The sequence below is a fragment of the Allobosea sp. 05T433 genome (assembly GCF_056396065.1).
Genome location: NZ_JBFTKS010000014.1, coordinates 43,895 through 59,681 on the forward strand (window position 1 = coordinate 43,895; position 15,787 = coordinate 59,681).

The 15,787-nt window shown below is 62.5% G+C and carries 17 protein-coding genes; 13 read left to right on the forward strand and 4 right to left on the reverse strand.

The window, feature by feature from the left end; all coding sequences use genetic code 11:
• Positions 1 to 67 precede the first annotated feature (67 nt).
• Positions 68 to 361, forward strand: a complete 294-nt coding sequence (locus AC1DGP_RS19600; protein ID WP_441506805.1) for an HdeA/HdeB family chaperone — start codon at positions 68 to 70, stop codon at positions 359 to 361.
• 313 nt (positions 362 to 674) lie between these two features.
• Here AC1DGP_RS19600 and AC1DGP_RS19605 read toward each other — a convergent pair whose 3' ends face one another.
• Positions 675 to 1,442: a hypothetical protein gene (locus AC1DGP_RS19605; RefSeq protein ID WP_441506767.1), complete on the reverse strand. Its 768-nt coding sequence runs from the start codon at positions 1,440 to 1,442 to the stop codon at positions 675 to 677.
• Positions 1,443 to 1,666: 224 nt separating this feature from the next.
• Positions 1,667 to 2,488: a universal stress protein gene (locus AC1DGP_RS19610; protein WP_441506766.1), complete on the reverse strand. Its 822-nt coding sequence runs from the start codon at positions 2,486 to 2,488 to the stop codon at positions 1,667 to 1,669.
• A gap of 334 nt (positions 2,489 to 2,822) precedes the next feature.
• Here AC1DGP_RS19610 and AC1DGP_RS19615 point away from each other — a divergent pair, with 334 nt between their 5' ends.
• The 3 genes from AC1DGP_RS19615 (at position 2,823) to AC1DGP_RS19625 (ending at position 6,027) form a co-directional block, all read left to right on the forward strand.
• Entirely contained in the window at positions 2,823 to 3,044 is a 222-nt protein-coding gene (locus AC1DGP_RS19615; protein WP_441506765.1) for a hypothetical protein, read from the forward strand.
• 166 nt (positions 3,045 to 3,210) lie between these two features.
• Positions 3,211 to 3,456 carry a hypothetical protein gene (locus tag AC1DGP_RS19620; protein ID WP_476832433.1) on the forward strand — a complete coding sequence of 82 codons (246 nt, stop codon included), beginning with the start codon at positions 3,211 to 3,213 and terminating at the stop codon, positions 3,454 to 3,456.
• Between the two features lie 231 nt (positions 3,457 to 3,687).
• On the forward strand, positions 3,688 to 6,027 hold the full coding sequence (locus AC1DGP_RS19625) for a xanthine dehydrogenase family protein molybdopterin-binding subunit (RefSeq protein WP_476832434.1): 2,340 nt from the start codon (positions 3,688 to 3,690) through the stop codon (positions 6,025 to 6,027).
• 39 nt (positions 6,028 to 6,066) lie between these two features.
• Here AC1DGP_RS19625 and AC1DGP_RS19630 read toward each other — a convergent pair whose 3' ends face one another.
• Entirely contained in the window at positions 6,067 to 6,702 is a 636-nt protein-coding gene (locus tag AC1DGP_RS19630) for a DUF1062 domain-containing protein (RefSeq protein ID WP_441506804.1), read from the reverse strand.
• Between the two features lie 892 nt (positions 6,703 to 7,594).
• Between AC1DGP_RS19630 and ehuB (AC1DGP_RS19635) the strand changes: the two genes are divergently transcribed.
• The 4 genes from ehuB (AC1DGP_RS19635) to AC1DGP_RS19650 all read left to right on the forward strand — a co-directional run bounded on the left by ehuB (AC1DGP_RS19635) (position 7,595) and on the right by AC1DGP_RS19650 (position 11,379).
• On the forward strand, positions 7,595 to 8,485 hold the full coding sequence (gene ehuB, locus AC1DGP_RS19635) for an ectoine/hydroxyectoine ABC transporter substrate-binding protein EhuB (RefSeq protein WP_441506762.1): 891 nt from the start codon (positions 7,595 to 7,597) through the stop codon (positions 8,483 to 8,485).
• Between the two features lie 93 nt (positions 8,486 to 8,578).
• The gene (locus tag AC1DGP_RS19640) at positions 8,579 to 9,277 is read left to right on the forward strand and encodes a GntR family transcriptional regulator (protein ID WP_441506761.1); all 699 of its coding nucleotides are present in this window, start codon (positions 8,579 to 8,581) and stop codon (positions 9,275 to 9,277) included.
• Between the two features lie 66 nt (positions 9,278 to 9,343).
• The gene (locus AC1DGP_RS19645) at positions 9,344 to 10,600 is read left to right on the forward strand and encodes a peptidase dimerization domain-containing protein (RefSeq protein ID WP_441506760.1); all 1,257 of its coding nucleotides are present in this window, start codon (positions 9,344 to 9,346) and stop codon (positions 10,598 to 10,600) included.
• Between the two features lie 26 nt (positions 10,601 to 10,626).
• The gene (locus AC1DGP_RS19650) at positions 10,627 to 11,379 is read left to right on the forward strand and encodes an SDR family oxidoreductase (RefSeq protein WP_441506759.1); all 753 of its coding nucleotides are present in this window, start codon (positions 10,627 to 10,629) and stop codon (positions 11,377 to 11,379) included.
• An 8-nt stretch (positions 11,380 to 11,387) separates the two neighbouring features.
• Here AC1DGP_RS19650 and AC1DGP_RS19655 read toward each other — a convergent pair whose 3' ends face one another.
• Positions 11,388 to 12,056, reverse strand: coding sequence for a GntR family transcriptional regulator (locus AC1DGP_RS19655; protein ID WP_441506758.1), 669 nt, complete (start codon positions 12,054 to 12,056; stop codon positions 11,388 to 11,390).
• 153 nt (positions 12,057 to 12,209) lie between these two features.
• Here AC1DGP_RS19655 and AC1DGP_RS19660 point away from each other — a divergent pair, with 153 nt between their 5' ends.
• From AC1DGP_RS19660 to ehuD, 5 genes are read left to right on the forward strand one after another with little or no spacing between them, the layout of a single operon-like run.
• Entirely contained in the window at positions 12,210 to 12,587 is a 378-nt protein-coding gene (locus AC1DGP_RS19660; protein ID WP_441506757.1) for a RidA family protein, read from the forward strand.
• 27 nt (positions 12,588 to 12,614) lie between these two features.
• A complete protein-coding gene (gene ehuB / locus AC1DGP_RS19665; protein ID WP_476769167.1) occupies positions 12,615 to 13,517 on the forward strand; it encodes an ectoine/hydroxyectoine ABC transporter substrate-binding protein EhuB in 903 nt (300 codons plus the stop codon).
• Between the two features lie 27 nt (positions 13,518 to 13,544).
• Positions 13,545 to 14,435, forward strand: a complete 891-nt coding sequence (gene ehuB, locus AC1DGP_RS19670; RefSeq protein ID WP_441491196.1) for an ectoine/hydroxyectoine ABC transporter substrate-binding protein EhuB — start codon at positions 13,545 to 13,547, stop codon at positions 14,433 to 14,435.
• 24 nt (positions 14,436 to 14,459) lie between these two features.
• Complete coding sequence (locus AC1DGP_RS19675) at positions 14,460 to 15,125, forward strand: amino acid ABC transporter permease (RefSeq protein WP_162768001.1); 666 nt, start codon at positions 14,460 to 14,462, stop codon at positions 15,123 to 15,125.
• Positions 15,122 to 15,781: an ectoine/hydroxyectoine ABC transporter permease subunit EhuD gene (gene ehuD, locus AC1DGP_RS19680; protein ID WP_441491194.1), complete on the forward strand. Its 660-nt coding sequence runs from the start codon at positions 15,122 to 15,124 to the stop codon at positions 15,779 to 15,781. Before AC1DGP_RS19675 ends, ehuD begins: the two co-directional genes overlap by 4 nt.
• Positions 15,782 to 15,787: the final 6 nt, after the last annotated feature.

Sequence of the window (15,787 nt, forward strand, 5' to 3'; positions counted from 1 at the left end):
GTCATATTTCCAACAGGGCACTAGCGCTTCTTGCAAGGCGGGGGACTTCTAGAAGGAGGTCGTGACCATGAAACTCTGTTTTCCGATCGCACTCGCCGCTTCAACTATCGTTTTGGCAGGCCAAGTAAGGGCGGCGGAAGTGGACATGTCGAAGCTCACTTGCAAGGAGGTTGGCGCTATGCCTGCCGCGCAGACTATTGGCGTCGCCATGTGGGTGAACGGCTATGTCCATGGCAAAGCCGGCAATGCCATGGTGGACGGTGACAAGGCGCATGCCAATGCCCAGAAGATCGCTGACTATTGCAAAGCGAATCCCGCTGCCACGCTGACGAGCGCGATAGAGGCGGTCGCCAAGTCGTAGCAGCATATTAAATGATGGCCAGCTGAGTGGCCCCTTTCTGGGACCACTCTTTTACGATGGTCCGAGGACTGAAACTCTGAAACCCTCAACAACCAAAGATCTCAATCTAGTGGATTGATCGGGACGGAAGAGTCCTGTTTGGGATTCCCCGCGCCGCTGCGGCATGCGACATTGCGGGATGCGTACTGGTATCAGCATCGACATTACGGCTTCGGATAGGGCTCGGCTTGAAGCGATCGTCGCTGCGCGCAGTTCGCCCCAGAAGCAACCAGGACCGCGACGCGTGCGCTGATGCCCTACAGGTGTTGGAGATCTACCAGCGCCTACCGTAGTACCCAACAACTGGTCGGTTATTGTAGTATGCGGCGCGGCGGATGCCCGCACGAACGACAGGTCGGCCATAATAGCCGCCGCCATAGTAGCTTCTCCCGTAGTATCCGCCGCCATAATAGCCGCTACCGCCGTAGTAAGTTGAGGCCGGTGTGTTGTAATAGACGGTCTGCGGATAGCCGCTCGCGATTCCCGGATCGCAATATGCACTGCCGGAATATGTGGTGGTGGCATAGGTAGCGTCGCCATAGCCGCCATAGGCATTATAGCCGTATGCGGCGGGAGCGGCGTAGCCATAGCCCGAACCGTAGCCGTAGCCTGAACCGTAGCCGCTGCCGTAATAGGCTGCACCTGCTGCGAGTCCGACGCCCGCTGCGAGCGCCCGACCACCGTAGTAACGGTTGCCGTAGTAACCGCCACGGTATGCCGCCCCACGGTAAGCTCCACGGTATCCGGCACGGTACGCGCCACGATATCCAACGCGGTAGCCACCGCCAATGGCAGTGCCTCGGTATCCACCGGCGCCGATACCACGGTGTTGGGCTTCGGCATCACTCGCGGTGAAGACGAGACCGCCAACGCCAATCAGGGCGACAACAGGGAGGGCAAGGAGCGTATTCATGACTTCACCTGCGCAAAGCCCACCACTGGATTGCAGACGCGGCTGGGCTTGTCCGCGACGCAATTCGGTGAATTCCTTAACGGAATGATAACATGTTTGTTTCGATGAGTCCCAGAGGGGCATCGCCACGCCGGGCTGCCTTCCTGTGCTGCGACTGCCAAGTCCGCAGCGCGCCCAGATCAGCGATGCCTGCGTCTGCGATCTCACCGAAAGGCAGGCGGACAACATCCGGGCGTCCCCCCGCACTTGATGGCCAAGGGGCGGGATGACGTGCCTTGCCATCAGCGAAGCTCCGAACCGCCCCCCACATGATTGGTTCTGATCGACGCAGCGCCCCCCGGACGCCGCCACGATCAATGGCTCATCAAACAGCAGATCGACGCATGATCGAGGAGATCACGCGTGACGCCGCCGAATATCCACTCGCGCGTTCGGCTGTGACCATAGGCACCGGACACCAAGAGGTCCGCGCCTTCCTGCCGGGCCCGGTGGATCAGTTCGTCGGCGATGCGGGCTTCCCGCATCGCGCTGTCCTGGACAAGATCGGCGGTGATGCCGTGATGACGCAAATAGTCCTGCAGGTCTTGCGCGCTCGATCTCTCGGCGCTTTCTCCGGCTGTGACGACGAACACGCCTTCGGCAGTCTTCAGGAAGGGCAACGCATCGCAGACCGCGCGGCGCGCTTCACGCGTGTTCTTCCAGGCAATGACGATACGCTGCGCCGAAAGGCGGTCAGAGGTTGGCGGCACGAGCAGGACAGGGCGCCCGGCTTCCAGCACGATCGCCCCGGGATCGACGGCGAAGCGCCAGTCCCGGTGGTCGCCGCTCCCCTGTCGGCCGACGATCAGGAGATCGGCAGCAGAGGCCTGCTCGAGAAGAAATGGTGCCGTCTCGTCCATACCGGTTCGCAACGACGTGCTTTCGCCGGACTTGGCGACCTTGATGAAATTGGCCTCGATCTGCTGCAATTCTTCCGCAGCGATCTCGCGCCATTGCTCGATCAGCGTCTGGGCGGAAAAACCGGCCTCCAAGGGGAGCGCGGGAATGATGCAGCGCGATGCCGAGCCGATCAAGCGCGCATGGAAGCGCTCTGCCAAGCCGACCGCAAGCGCAGTCCGGCTGGCCGCATGAGGGCCGAGATCCAGATTCACCATCAGGCTCGCGTAGGATGACATGACAACGCTCCTTGCAGTCGATGTCGCTGTGCCACCACGGCCAAGACAGGTTTGCGTTGACCTACCGCAATAACGGCCCGATTTTACTCGTCGGTCAGCTCTATGCGTAGACCTCCTGCCCGCATCGCGTTCCTGCGCTGCCAGCACTTGGCCGGCAGCAACAGACTTGGCGGAGCGAGGCTCTGCATGACCCGACGGCGAGCAATCCGAGACGTCATGCGTCACGCAGTGGCTTGCGGTGACATTGTTCTGTCGCAAAGCCGAGCAGCCACACGTGCAGTAGCATCAGTTGAGGATACCCCACTGTCGGATATTCTGAATCGCGGAGGCGGCAATGAAAACGACAATCAAGCACGGGCCGGAATCCTGCAGGTCGGACCCGCCGATGTTCACGATCGAGACTGTTGAAGATTATAAGATCGCAAGGCGCCGCCTCAAAGCGCTCACCGTGCAGGACGGCAGCAGCTACCGCGAATCGATAGCGCTCAGGGAGGCTATTCGGATCTGGGAAGCGGACCACGCTGGCGTGACTGAGCCGCCGGCTCGGGCGCCTTGACCGCGTGGTAAAAGAACTCCCTGCGTTCACCGAACCGCCGCGCCACGGCACCGCGAACGCGCCCTCGCCTTCCGGTCGCAGGTCCGCGAATTTTGATTCGTTTGACTCGTCAAGCCCCCATTCCGTCGCTAGCCTAGCAAGCGAGGATCTTGAACGGGAGGTGGCTATGCCGAACGCCGACACCGTGACGATTGGCTCCTTCGAGGAACGCAAGGCCGCCGTCCTGAGAGCGGCCGCGCTGCTCCAAAGCGCGAGGGGCTCCGACGAAGACCATGAATTCGAGATGCTGACCGAGGCCATCGCCGAGTTCGACATCCGCCAGGAGGCCCTGGCGCCGGTCGAGATTCCGCCCGCCTTCATGCCGTTCATCCGCGAAGTGGCGCGGCAGCGGGCCGCCAACCAGCGTTCCTAGGCACCGGCGCACTTTCGGTAGCGCCCGCCTTTGCGCAGCGCTGCGGCGATTGCCGCGAGACCAGGCTGCTCCATGGCCGGGCGACGACGCACCCGACGCTTCGTGGGTCGGCGCTGCCCTGTTTCAAAAGCCGACCCCGAATGCCATGTTCGCATCCTTCGCGCCGGTCGCTGCCCTACGGCAGGATGGGACGGCTGGGGGTTGGCGAGACGACATGAATGATACCGGCCTATGAATGATATCGGCGTGGCGACGATCGATGTGGTTTCGGATGCGGCAACAGATCCACGATCGTTGCGTCGTTTCGAAGATGAGCGCTTCCTCACGGGTCGGGGTCAGTACCAGGACGATGAGCACGTGCCCGGTGCCCTGCACGCCGTGGTGCTGCGCTCACCCCATGCCCATGCCGAAATCCTTGCAATCGATGCGCAAGCCGCGAAAAGCCTGCCTGGGGTCACAGCCATCTATACCGCAGCGGAGATCGAGGATCTCGGCCCACTGCCCTGCTCGCTCGCGCTGAAGGCCGAGCCGCCGCTGATCGTGCCGCCGCGTTTCCCCCTGGCGCGCGGGCGCGTCCGCCATGTCGGGGACCCCGTCGCCTTCGTCGTGGCCGAAAGCGCGGACGCGGCGCGCCAGGCCTGCGAGCTGATTGCCGTCGATTACGAGATCCTGCCTGCGGTCACGGAGCTCGCCGCAGCTGCCGAGCCCGCCGCTCCAGAGATCTGGCCGCAAGCCGCGGGCAATCTCGCCCTGCGCTACCGTCTCGGCGATGACGATGCCGTCGCCGCCGCATTCCGCCGCGCCGCACATGTCGTGACCTGCCGGCTCGTGAACAACCGGATCACGGCTGCCGCCCTCGAGCCGCGGGCGGCGCTCGGGCGCTTCGACGCGGAGAGCGGCCGCTACCGGCTCTCGCTCAGCGGCGCCTCCGTTCACGACATCCGCCGCGAGCTTGGCCTCGTTCTCAAGGTCGGGCCCGAGCGGATCGATGTCGCCTGCCCCGATGTCGGCGGCGGCTTTGGCATGAAGAATGTCACCTACCCCGAATATGCGCTCGTGCTGATCGCGGCGCAGCGCCTGGGCCGGCCGGTGCGCTGGCTTGCCGAGCGGATCGAGGATTTCGCCGGCGGCGCCCATGCCCGCGACAACCTGACGACGGGGCGGCTTGCCCTCGATGCCAGAGGCCGTTTCCTGGCGCTGGCGGTGGAAACCATCGCCAATCTCGGCGCCTATGTCTCCTCGCTCGGGCCCGGCAGTTCGACGACCGCGCCGACGCCCGCCATGGGCGGGCTCTACGACATTCCGGCGATGAGCATGGATGTCCGCTGCGTCTTCACCAACACCGCGCCGGTCGACGCCTATCGTGGCGCCGGCAAGCCGGAAGCGAACTACCTGATCGAACGGCTGGCCGATGAGGCGGCGCATCTGCTGCGGATCGATCCGGCCGTGCTGCGCAAACGCAATTTCATCCGCAGCTTCCCCTATCGAAAGCCCTTTGGCGCTGTCCTCGACTGCGGTGCCTTCACGGGGAATCTCGAGCGCGTGCTGGCGGCGGCCGACCGCGCCGGCTTCCGCCGCCGCCGCGCCGTCTCGCGCCGGCGCGGACAATTGCGGGGCTTCGGCATCGGCTGCTTCCTGGAAACCGCGCGCGGCGGACCGAATGAGGATGCCTGGCTCAGCTTCCGCGCCGACGGCCGGGTCGAGATGGCGGTCGGCACCCAGTCGAACGGCCAGGGGCACGAGACGAGCTTTGCGCAGGTCCTGTCGCAACAGCTCGGCCTGCCGGCCGAGCATTTCCATCTCGTGCAGGGCGACACGGCGCGCGTCCCCACCGGCGGCGGCCATGGCGGCGCCCGCTCGCTGCATATGGGGGGCGGCGCCCTCGTCCTGGCGGCGCGTGCCTTGATCCGGGCCGCCAAACCCGCCGCCGCAGAGTTGCTCCAGGCCCCAACCGAGGCCGTGCTCTTCCAGGACGGCTGGTTCCGTGCGCCCGGCGCCGGCAACGTCGCTCTCGCGACGGTCGCGCGCCATATCGGGGAGACGACCGGCCGGGCGCTCTCAGGCCATGGCGCCCATCGCGACGCCCCCCTCACCTTCCCGAACGGCGCGCAGACGGCCGAGGTCGAGATCGATCCCGAGACCGGCGCAGTGACGCTGCTGCGCTATGTCGCCGTCGACGACTACGGCACCCTGATCAACCCGCTCCTGACAGAGGCCCAGGTCCATGGCGGCCTGGCGCAGGGCATCGGCCAGGCGCTGATGGAGGACATCCGCTACGATCCGGAAGGCGGCCAGCTCCTCAGCGCGACCTTCATGGACTACGCGCTGCCGCGCGCAGCCGACCTACCCTGTTTCGAGCTCTCGCTGGTCGAGCTGCCGACGACGGCCAACCCGCTCGGCGTCAAGGGCKCCGGGCAGGCCGGCTGCATCGGGGCGCCGCAGACGGTGATCCACGCGATCCTCGATGCGCTGCGCCCGCTCGGCGTCAGCCACATCGACATGCCGGCGACCCCGGCCCGGATCTGGCGCGCGATCCAGGAGGCCAGGACGCCCGTTGCGAATGAACCATGACGTCACGTGGGCCTGAGATTTCAGGCCCACGTGACGTCGTTACAGCGGACCGCCCTGCGCCAGGGGTCTCCATGCGTGTTCCCGGTCAGCCTCGGTGGAGAGGTCGATCGTCACCTGCGTACCCGTTCTGATACGCCGCTTCAGGATGTCGGTGCGGTCCGGACTCGTCCGAAGCGCGCCGCCCTCGTGAAGCGTTTGGAGCCGTGCACGCGAGACCCGCAGCTCGGACGCCAGCAGCCGGTCAAGGCGCGTGCTGGTCGGAAGCGTAACCTTCAGGTCGATTTCCAATGTCGTCCAATTCAGGGTGTCGCGCAGGACCTCCTTTTGGATATCAAACTCGGGGAATTCTTCGACGCGCTGCGCCTTGCGCCTCAATGCTTCGAGATTGAAGGTCTCTCTCCGGATCCATTGCGGATCGTTCGCGTGTAGCGCTTCCAGCACGGCAGGATCGATGTCGCGGACATTCTGCCGCTCGAAGATCGGTCGGTTCCATGTCTTATCGCAGCTCAGGCATTTGTAGATCAGCCACGCATCAAGCTTGCGACCGTTGGCGTTGAGCCGGATCTTGCCGCTGGATTGGAAGGCTCTCAAGCCCCCGCATCCGCTGCAGGCAATCCAAGGCTGGGGAGCAGTCTGGGGGATGATGGTCCATCGAACCCGAAATGCATTGCACATGACGTCTTGGTCTTCCGTTCGGAAGTCCACCAAGAGGGTGCATGAGACGACCCTTGCGGGCACGGTGTGGCGATGTTTCGGGCGGCTGAAGAGCTGAGACAGCGGCGCTGCTCATGGCACAAAATAACAATGCCAAACCGGTCTCTTGCCGCCACCCGATGAACATGATCATACGCGGACAGCGCGTTGCTATCCGACAGTACGGGTGAAACTGGATTGAGACCGGTGTTTACTTAGGCAAAGTCGACCTCGGTGCGCCAAAGCTCTTCACCCACAGCGATACCAAATCATCGGTCCGAGATGGAGTCCTCCGGCGCGCCGGGAATCCGAAAGCTGCCAGGTGCGGCTTCCATGCAACTTTGTGGTGCAGAGAGCCGAGATCGCCCTCGCTCGGTCGTCGATACGCGGCCTATCGGCTTGTCACAAGGGCCGGTGGGTCCGGCTTGATGATCGGGATGGCGAAATCCGAGGCACGCCTTCCCTCCAGCTGGCACGGCGCAGGCCGCCCCCGTCCGTCATTGAGCCGAGAGTCCGCGCCCCAGCTAAAGCGGCGGACCTGTCCTCGAGCGCCTTCCAGTTCCGCCCACGGACGGCAATAGCCCGAAGAAGGCCGATTTCACCCGATGCTGACCGGCAGTGCGCCGCAGGTTTGGCACCTCACTGAGAGCTGCGGTCATGGCGCGGGTGATATTCACCGCCCCAACTCCCGGCAAACAGCCCCGCCATGGCCGGTGGCGGCGACCACCGAAGCGCACTGCGTTGACCCTGCAATCAATTGGGCGTAGCAGTAATATGTTACGCCTTACGTCTTAGTGCCACTGCGACGGGAGATCCCGTTAAGGCATGGCGCCTCGCACAGCTTGAAGATTTCTGCCGTCAGGAGATTTCGCACATGCAGATCCGATTTTTGCGACCGCTTTCCCGTGTACTCGGCCTCGCGTTCCTTAGCGGAATCGCCGTCGCCGGCCTGATTAGCCCGTCTTATGCCCAGAACACCCTTGAGCGGATCAAGAGCCAGAAATCGGTCAGGGTCGGCTTCTCAAATTTCGCTCCGACGTCTTTCGTTGGGCCTGGGGGTGAGATCACTGGCTCCTCCCCCGAATTGGCGAAGGCGTTCTTCAAGAGCCTCGGCGTCGAAAAGGTCGAAGGAGTGGTCGGCGAATTCGGCTCACTGATCGGAGGCCTGCAGGCGCAGCGGTTCGACATGATCGCGGTCGCGATGCAAATCCAGCCGCGGCGCTGCGAGCAGATCGCCTTCGGTGACCCGGAGATGCAGTTGCTTCAAGGATTTGTCGTCAAGAAGGGCAACCCACTTGCGCTGAAGAGCTTCAAGGATGTGGCTGACAACAGGAACGCCCGGCTGGGAATGCTGACCGGCGCCGGGCAAATCCGTTTCGCTGACATTGCTGGGGTGACCAGGGATCAGCAGATTCTGTTCCCTGACTTCGACAAGTCGGTTGCAGGGCTGCAAGCAGGCCGCGTCGAGGCGGCGGCCGGTGCCAGCGTTGCACTGAAATACATTCTGTCGAAGATCAACAGCCCGGAGGTCGAGTTTGCCGAACTCTCCCAGCAACCCGTGGATGAAAAGGGCCAGTCGGTGACCGCCTATGCAGGCATGGGCTTCCGGCAAGGCGATACCGAGCTTCTGGGCGCATGGAACGCCTGGCTGCGCGCGGCCCGGCAATCAGGAGAGGCGCTGAGGATCATGGCGCCATTCGGCCTTGGCGAGAATGACATCGCCCCGGTCAGCGTGACCGCGCAGTCGCTCTGCCAGAACCGATAGGGTCGGGCCTGCCATTTCGCGGGAATGGCAGGCGCACATCAAACCTGAGGCCACGGGGATACCTGGGCTCGTCTTCCCGTGAGGTTGATTTCGATGACGCTCACCTATGCCGCTGCCGAAGGCCTGTCTGGGGTCAGCCTTCGACAGCAGGCGATCCAGATTCTTCGCACCCAGATCCTGATTGGCGCGCTTGCGCCCGGCCGCCTCTATTCGATCGGAGAGATTGCCGAACAGCTCAAGGTGTCGCCGACTCCAGTGCGGGAAGCCCTGCTCCATCTCGCCGGCGAGCGCCTGATCGTCATGGTCCGGAATCGAGGCTTTTCGGTTCGCGAGATCGATGACCACGACCTCGATGAACTGGCCGAATGTCGGCATTATCTCGAAGTGCCGGCAATCGTGAGCCTCACGCAGAAATCCAGGCTCGCCGGACGTGCCCTCCTCGTCGACTTGGCGTCGCAGACCGAGAAAGCGGCAGCCGAGGGCGACCTTCTCTCGTTTCTCACCGCTGACCGGCAATTTCACGTGCTCTTGCTCTCAGAGACGGGCAATTCCCGGTTGGTGGAGATGGTTGCGACCCTGAGAGATCAGACACGCCTCCACGGCCTGACGCGCTTGCGAGGCTCGCACGAACTGCTGTCCTCGGCGAAGGAGCACCGCGCGCTGATCGATCTCATCGAGGCTGGCGATGTCCCGGCAGCCCGGGAGCTCATGGGGCGGCACCTTCGGCATACCCGCGGCCTCTGGGCCGGAACAGCCAGCATTCCCGCGGAACAGAGCGTCGATCGCTGTTGACTTACAGTATGTAACCGGTAACATATTACTAAGACCAAAGCCCGTTGGAGGCTTGCAATCTCGGCCATGGAGAGCAGCTTGTCTGAGCAGAATAGACTTAAGGTCGCCGAGGCGGCCAAAGCGTTGCGCGCAGAAGCGCTCGTGATGCTGAAAGACATGACGGCCATTCCGGCCGATGCGACGACGGGGACCGGCTACCCCGAAACAGTTGCCTATCTGAAGAAGCAGCTCGCCACCTTTGCTCCCACCGAAGAGATCGACATTCCACAAAGCTATCTCGATGACCATTGGGGAAGCGATCTGTCGCTTTCACGCGAGTATCTGCCGGTGTACCGCGCTGCTCCGCGCGTGCTTGTCACGGCGATGCTGCCGGGTCGAAGCGACGAGATCGGCATCCATCTGAACAACAACTACGATCTTTACTGGGGACCGCGAAAGGAACGCGCCGGCTCGATCGCCCAAATTCTGGCGCTCAAGGCCGTCGCCAAGAGCGGTGTGAAGCTCGACAAATCGGCTTTCCTCTCTGCCACGCCCGACGCTTATATCGGCGGGGAGACCGGCGCGGGCTATCTGGTGCAGCAGGGCATGGGTCGCAGCCCGGTCGTTCTGGCCAGCAGCCTGGGCGGCCCGGATATCGTCACGGCCGGCTATAAAGGCCACTTCTGGGCGAAGATCACCGCTTTCGGCAAGGCAACGCATGGTTCGCGGCCAACGGAAGGCGTGAATGCCATCGAAGGCATGATGGCGGTACAGGACAGAGTTCGGAAACTCGCTCAGGAATTTACGGCGATCAAGACGCCCCTGGAGATCGTTCCGGCGCATGCCAACACGCCGACGATCGTCATGTGCCGCATCGCGGCCAACCTGGACGTGACGTTCATCCCGGACGAATGCGCACTCTATGTCGATCGGCGCATGAATCCCGAGGAGAAGCTGGACGATGCGATGGCGGCGCTGAGGGAACTCGTCGCTGACGCTTCGCGCGAGACCGGAATGCGAATGGAGGTCTCCTTCCCCCACACTGTTTCGAGTTCGTACACGCCGCCTGAGCATCCCTTGCACAAGGCGCTGAGCGACAACCTGAAGGCCGTCACCGGACGTGAGGCCCGTTCGATCGTCTGGTCGCATTATCTTGGACTTCACTATTTCACGGCGGGCTGGGGCAGCGCGGCCGTCGCATACACCCCCGGCGCCGTCGACCACGGCAAGGTCGTGATCGAGGCGGGCGATCCCACGGTCTCGGATGACGAGCTGATGGCCGCGATCGAAGTGATCGCGCTGACGATCTACGATTTGACCACATCCGGCGCTGTCGACGCCTGACATCGATATCGGCCAAGGAGGCGGATATGCCATCTCTTCAGAAGGTAGCGCTCGTTACGGGCGCCGGATCCGGCATCGGCCGCGCCACGGCGGTAGCGTTTCTCAAGAGCGGCTATCACGTGGTGCTGACTGGCCGCAGGCTCGATGCCTTGCAGGAAACGGCCGATCTCGGCGGGTCGCCCGGGAACGCCTTGTGCGTCTCGTGCGACGTCACGCGGCCTGAGGCCGTGAGGGATCTGTTCGCTCAATGCAAACAGCGCTTTGGCCGGCTTGATGTGCTCTTCAACAATGCTGGCGTCACCCGCGGAGGATCGATCGAGGATATCGCCTACGAGGATTGGATGACGACGGTCTCGACCAATCTCACCGGCCCGTTCCTCTGCACCCAGGAGGCGTTCAGGCTGATGAAGAGCCAGACGCCTCAGGGTGGCCGGATCATCAACAACGGCTCGCTGTCCGCGCATGTTCCGCGGCCAGCCTCGGCTCCCTACAGCGCCACAAAACACGCGATAAGCGGCTTGACCAAGACGACCGCGCTGGACGGCCGCCCGTACAACATCGCCTGCGGTCAGATCGACGTCGGCAACGCGTTGACCGAGATCGCGCGTGATATGATCGAGCGCTCCAAGGCAGCAGGCACCTACGCCCAGGCCGAGCCTGTCATGGATGTCGAGCACGTTGCCCAGTCAGTGCTCCACATGGCGAACCTGCCGCTTGAGGCCAATATCCTGTCGATGACGGTCATGGCGACCAAAATGCCATTCGTGGGTCGGGGATAGGAGGAGCCTCAGCCGGCCTCGGACCAACGAGTCTTCGTGGATTCGACGTGGTTGGTGATGATCTTGTGGAGCAGCGCCTCATCCCTCACCAGGGCAGCATCGACGAGCGCGATATGTTCCTTCGATGCCGCCACGATCTCGCGACTTCCCAATCTGGCCCGCAATCCCCTCAGCCGAGCGCGATCGCGATAGTTCATGATGAGCTCGGTGAGATGCGGCATGGCCAACGGGGCCAGGAAGGCCTGGTGGAAGCGGCGGTCGCCTTCGACATAGCTGACCAGGTCGTTCGACTGCGCGGCCTGAACAGTGGCCTCGGCGATCGCCCGGGTTTCTTGCGCGTGCTCCTCCCCCATCTTCAGTCCGGCCTCGACCGTGGAGGGAACCTCGAGCAGGAGCCGGATCTTGTGGAGCTCCTCGAGCTCTTCCGGTGTGGTCGCAGGAACGGAGAATCCGCGGTTCTTGTGGATGACGAGGAGATCCTTGCTCGCCAGATCCAGGACCGCTTCGCGAATGGGCGTCGGAGATACATCGATACCTGCCGCCAGTTGTGCGACCGAATAGATCTCTTCGGGAACGAACTCGCCCGACATGATCTGGGCCAGCAAAAGCTGCCGGACGCGTTCACGCAGGCTGACCGTCTGCGGAATTGAGAATTGGCTTAGACGTAGCTGGGACATCGACAGTCGCCCTTGTGACGGCACGACGCTTGTAGAGACGCGGCTCCGGCGGGTCGAGAAAAATGTTGACGGCTACAGGTAATATGTTACACCTCAGCTGCATCGGACGTGATGTCTGACGCTCTCTTGCTCTCCTTACAAAGGCTTAGGCACATGCGTGAAGCAATCACCCTGCCAGGGCAGCACGCCAAGTATTATTCCGATATCGTGAAGGCGAAGGGGGCGCTCGTGTTCCTCGCCGGGCAGGTCGGCTGGGACGAGAAAGGCACGTGGGCGCCTGATTTCGCGAGCCAGCTGGAACTTTCCCTCGAGAATATGAAGACCGCTCTGCATGCGGCAGGCGCGACGATCGACGATGTCGTCAAAGTCAACGCCTATCTCGTCGACGTTCGGTACGGCGACGAATTCAACGAGGTCTACGCGCGTTATTTCAAGACCGACCGGCCGGTACGGACCCGTGTCCAGGCGGCGATGCTTGCGCGCGATTGCCTGGTCGAAATCGACGTCATCGCGGTGATCGACGACGCTTGAACGCGATCCATCAGAGGGGCAACGGCAATGGGATTGAAAAACTCGGATCATCTCTCGCGGCGCCTGCTCCTTTGCGGCGCGCTGGCGAGCTGGGCGGTGGTGGGAGCGTCAGCAGCGCTGTCTCAGCCGCAGGACGACAGCCTGGCGCGCATCAAGTCTCAGGGCAAAGTCCGGATTGGCTTCGCCAATATCAATCCCTACGGCTACGTGATGCCCGATGGACGGGTCACCGGGCAGGCTCCCGAACTCATCCGCGCCTTCTTCGCGGATATGGGCGTGTCCTCCCTTGAGCCCGTCGTGACGGATTTCGGTTCGCTGATCGGAGGGCTTGTAGCCAAACGCTTCGATATCGTCGCAACGGGCATGCTGATCCAGCCCGAGCGCTGCAAGATCGTGTCCTTTGGCGACCCCGAATATCAGATCAACCGGGCCTTCGCGGTCAAGAAGGGCAACCCCAAGGGCGTGACGAGCTTCGTCAGCCTGGCAAGGCACGCCGACGCGAAGATCGGCTTGTTGACGGGCGCCGGCGAGATCCGCTTTTCGGAGCTGGCCGGCATCCCCCAGGAACGCCGCCTCCTCTTCCCCGATCTTTCAGCGGCAATCGCGGGTCTTCAGGCCGGCCGGGTTGATGCCGTGGTGGCGTCGACCGTTACGATCCGCGGAGCGCTTTCGCGGGCGAATGATCCGCGCCTGGATTTCGCCGCCCTGTCCGAGCAACCCCGCGACGAATCCGGCAATGAATCGATCGGATACGGCGGCATGGCCTTTCGCAAGGACGACATTTCACTCCGTGAGGCCTGGAATACCTGGCTCGCCAAGGGCCTGAAGAGCGGCCGCGTCACGTCGATCATCGAGCCGTTCGGCTTCGGGCCGGAGACGTTGCCGAAGGAAGGCACCACTGCCGAATACGCCTGCGCGGAACGCAAATAACCGCTCGCCAAGACAAGGGGGAATACCATGAAGATCACGTCCCGGACGGCCCGTGTCGCGAATGCGCTCGCAAGCGCCCTGATCGTCAGCGCTGCGCTGTCGTTCCCGACGATTGCCCATGCCGACAGCCTGTCTTCGATCAAGAGCGAAGGCTATGCGCGGGTCGGCTTCTCGAATTTCACCCCGTGGGGCTATGTCGACGACAAGGGAGAGCTTTCAGGGGTCGAGCCGACGCTCGTCCGAGCGTTTCTCAAGTCGATCGGCGTAGACAAGATGGACGGCGTAGTCACGCAGTTCGTCTCGATCATCCCCGCACTAGATGCCAAGCGACTGGATTTCATCGGCGCCGGCATGCAAATCCGGCCCGGTCGCTGCCAGCAGATCGCTTTCGGCGAGCCGGAATGGGTCAGCACGCAGGGTTTCGTTACAAAGGCCGGCAATCCGTCCAAACTGACAAGCTTGGATGATGTGAAGAGCAATGCCGCCACCCGTCTTGCTGTTGTCGCCGGTGGCACCGAGCGGGAGTACGCCAGGATCAACGGCATCCCTGATGCTCAGGTCGTCATCTTCCCAGATCTGCCCACCGCGGCGTCTGGCATCAAGGCGGGCCGGGTCGACGCCATGATGCAGACCTCGATCACCATCCGCGGCTTGCTGGCGGGCGACAAGCATCCTGAACTCGCCTATGTCGCAATGTCGAAGCCGCCCCTCGACAAGGATGGCAATCCGGTCATCGGATATGGGGCAGTTGGTTTCCGCAAATCGGATCCGGAGCTTCTCGCCGCCTGGAATGCCTGGCTCAAAGGAGCCAAGCAGTCGGGTGAAATTGTGCGACTGCTGGAGCCGTTCGGCTTCACGGCGGCAGATATCGCACCTGACACGATCAAGACGGCAGATCTCTGCGCCGCAAAGAACTGACCGTCGCATGCTCCAGGATGAATCGTGAACCTCCTGCTTGAAATCAGTCCGGTGTTGCTGCGGGGAGCATACACAACCGTGTTGCTCACGTTGGTATCTGGGACCTGCGCGCTCCTGGTGGGCTTCGCGGTTGGGCTCGCTCGCCTGGCCCGGACCCGGTGGCTGTCCATTCCGCTGGCGATCTACATCGAGGTATTTCGCAACACGTCCTCGCTGGTCCAAATCTTCTACTTCTTCTTCGTGCTCCCTCTCATTGGGATTCGGCTCGAGGCATTCACGACAGGATGCCTCGTGCTGGCACTGAATTTCGGGGCTTATATTTCCGAGGTTGTGCGCTCAGCCATTCTTTCGATTGACCGCGGACAGCACGACGCCACCATCGCCCTGAATATGCCCACCAGCCTGAGCTACCGGCGGATCATCATCCCCCAGGCCATTCCGGTCATGCTTCCTGCCTTTGGGAATTACGCACTGGAATTGTTGAAGGCCACCTCGCTGGTTTCGCTCATAACAATCACGGAGCTGACGTTTTCCGGGGCTCAACTTGTCCAGTATTACGGGCACCCCACCCTCATCTACATGTCGATCTTCGTGATCTACCTGCTTCTGGCCTTGCCTCTAGTTGCTCTCAACAAGGCTCTTGAGCGGCACTCCGGAGGCCAGTGGAAGCCAAAGGTGCCGACGACATGAATTTCAGCCCTCAAATCACGGCGGAACTCCTCCCGGCACTGCTCAGAGGGACTGTCGTCACTCTTTACGCTACGGCCGCTGGCATGGCTGTCGCATTGGCCGTCGGGCTCTTGATCGCCGTCGCCCGCCGTGGCGGCAATCCTGTCGCCGTCCTGATCATCGACAGCTTCGTCACCGTCGTCCGCAGCACGCCTCTCCTGATTCAGCTGTATCTGCTTTTCTATGTGCTTCCACTTTACGGGCCGTCGTTCAGCCCCTTGTTTACGGGCATCCTGGGCCTGGGGTTGCATTACAGCAGCTACATCTCCGAGGTCTTCAGGGCTGGCATCGATGCTGTCCCCCGCGGGCAGTGGGAAGCCTGCATCGCCCTTCAATTCTCGCGTGTAAAAACCTGGACGAGAATAATCCTACCGCAGGCTTTTCGCATCGTCCTGCCGCAAATCGGCAACTACCTCATCTCAATGTATAAGCATGCGTCCCTTCTCGCCACGATCACAGTGGTCGAGCTTCTCGGAGCGGCATTGAACTTTGCCGGTGAAACGTTCCGATACTTCGAAGCCTTCACGCTTGTCGGCATCATATACTTCGTGATCGGCTTCGCATTTTCACGTCTTGTCCGTTACCTGGAGCAGAGAACGACTTACGGCCGGGCCTGAGTGCAA

Coding starts and splice junctions, on each gene's coding strand:
- AC1DGP_RS19600 (WP_441506805.1), top strand. CDS start 68: ATGAAACTCTGTTTTCCGATCGCACTCGCCGCTTCAACTATCGTTTTG.
- AC1DGP_RS19610 (WP_441506766.1), bottom strand. CDS start 2,488: ATGTCATCCTACGCGAGCCTGATGGTGAATCTGGATCTCGGCCCTCAT.
- AC1DGP_RS19615 (WP_441506765.1), top strand. CDS start 2,823: ATGAAAACGACAATCAAGCACGGGCCGGAATCCTGCAGGTCGGACCCG.
- AC1DGP_RS19620 (WP_476832433.1), top strand. CDS start 3,211: ATGCCGAACGCCGACACCGTGACGATTGGCTCCTTCGAGGAACGCAAG.
- AC1DGP_RS19630 (WP_441506804.1), bottom strand. CDS start 6,702: ATGTGCAATGCATTTCGGGTTCGATGGACCATCATCCCCCAGACTGCT.
- ehuB (WP_441506762.1), top strand. CDS start 7,595: ATGCAGATCCGATTTTTGCGACCGCTTTCCCGTGTACTCGGCCTCGCG.
- AC1DGP_RS19640 (WP_441506761.1), top strand. CDS start 8,579: ATGACGCTCACCTATGCCGCTGCCGAAGGCCTGTCTGGGGTCAGCCTT.
- AC1DGP_RS19645 (WP_441506760.1), top strand. CDS start 9,344: ATGGAGAGCAGCTTGTCTGAGCAGAATAGACTTAAGGTCGCCGAGGCG.
- AC1DGP_RS19650 (WP_441506759.1), top strand. CDS start 10,627: ATGCCATCTCTTCAGAAGGTAGCGCTCGTTACGGGCGCCGGATCCGGC.
- AC1DGP_RS19655 (WP_441506758.1), bottom strand. CDS start 12,056: ATGTCCCAGCTACGTCTAAGCCAATTCTCAATTCCGCAGACGGTCAGC.
- AC1DGP_RS19660 (WP_441506757.1), top strand. CDS start 12,210: ATGCGTGAAGCAATCACCCTGCCAGGGCAGCACGCCAAGTATTATTCC.
- ehuB (WP_476769167.1), top strand. CDS start 12,615: ATGGGATTGAAAAACTCGGATCATCTCTCGCGGCGCCTGCTCCTTTGC.
- ehuB (WP_441491196.1), top strand. CDS start 13,545: ATGAAGATCACGTCCCGGACGGCCCGTGTCGCGAATGCGCTCGCAAGC.
- ehuD (WP_441491194.1), top strand. CDS start 15,122: ATGAATTTCAGCCCTCAAATCACGGCGGAACTCCTCCCGGCACTGCTC.